Origin of the sequence: Streptomyces sp. NPDC006997, from assembly GCF_040635175.1 — a bacterium.
Classification (GTDB): domain Bacteria; phylum Actinomycetota; class Actinomycetes; order Streptomycetales; family Streptomycetaceae; genus Streptomyces.
In genome coordinates, this window is record NZ_JBEYHH010000105.1 from 1 (window position 1) to 1287 (window position 1287).

Annotated in this window: 1 protein-coding gene; it reads right to left on the reverse strand. The window is 68.5% G+C overall.

Going from position 1 to position 1287, the window contains the following annotated elements; translation table 11 throughout:
* Window positions 1-1127, reverse strand: a 1127-nt coding sequence (locus ABZ659_RS35860; RefSeq protein WP_360229204.1) for an ISAs1 family transposase, incomplete at its 3' end; no start/stop codon positions are given.
* Between the last annotated feature and the right edge of the window lie 160 nt (window positions 1128-1287).

Genomic DNA, 1287 nt, shown 5'->3' on the forward strand with positions numbered 1-1287 from the left:
ATGGCGCGGGTGGTTTTGGCGATGTTGTCGGCTCCGAGGATCTTCAGGGTGCCGATGGCGAGGTTGCGGATGGTGGCCATGGCGCGGGGTGCGGTGCCGGCGTGAATGGTCGAAGCGTCCTCAGCGAACGTGACATCTCGGATGTAGTGCGATGAATTTTCGATTCCCCAGTGCCCGCGAAGGGCGGCGGCGAGGTCGGCGGGGCGGGTTTGATGGGCGGCGAGGCTGGTGACCGCGTAGACGTTCTCGCGGGTTTCGGGCCGGCCGGTGGGCTTGCGGCGGCGGTGGACCCGGATGGCGAGGTGGGCGTGCGGGAAAGCGATGCCGCCGAGGTTGCCGGCGATGGCGCAGGTCTTGATCGAGCGGGACTCGCGGCGGCCGTGGGCGGTGGCGGAGGCGGTGTGCTGGACCTTGATCGAGGTCCAGGGCAGTGCGGCGAGCTGGGCGTAGGCGGTGGGCTGGTTGGTCTTGATGACGGCGATGTAGTGGGCCTTCTTCGTCTCGACCAGCCAGGTGATGTTGGCCTTCACCGAGTGGAGGGCATCGAAGGTGACGACGGTGCCGGCGAGGTCGAGTGGCGCCAGCAGGGGCTTGAAGTGGCGCACTTCGTTGGTCTTCGCACCGACTTCGACCTGGGCAATCGTGGCGACGCGGTCGTGGGTGACCGCCGAGAGCAGGTGACGGCGCGGCGCGGCCAGGCGGGCTGAGCCCTTGAGGGCCTTGCCGTCCACGGCGATGACCTGCCGCGATCGGGCCTCGGGCACGTCCGCGGACGCGGTGATGCGGTGCCGGTCGGCCAGGTAGGCGCCCACAGCCCGGTCCAGGGCGTCGCCGTCAAGTGCCTGAAGGACGCGTCCGAGCGTGACCGGCCTGGGGCTGCGCCGCCAGCCGAGCAGGTGACGGCGTACCCCGAGGGATGCCAGCAGCGAGTTCGTGGCCCGCTCGCCGAACTCGGCGAGCTCGTCGATGCTCTTCGCGCCGCAGACGGCCGCGCAGGCACACACCAGCAAAATCGCCGTCAGCGAGTACCACCGGCCCCGGCGTGAGCGCGGATCCGGAACCGATTCGAGGTAGGGACGCAGGTCAGCGATCCGGTCCGCATCCAGCGGCCCCAGTTTCTCCAGCACGGCAGGGATAGGGGAAGATGCAACAGCAGGCACGGGACATCCTCGTGATCATCTGGCTTCGACACCACAATGATCACGAACCCCCGTGCCTGCTCTGCTACCCGCCCCTACCGGCTGATCGCCAACCCTCCACGCAATCACGGAACTTGATGGAGCCCTG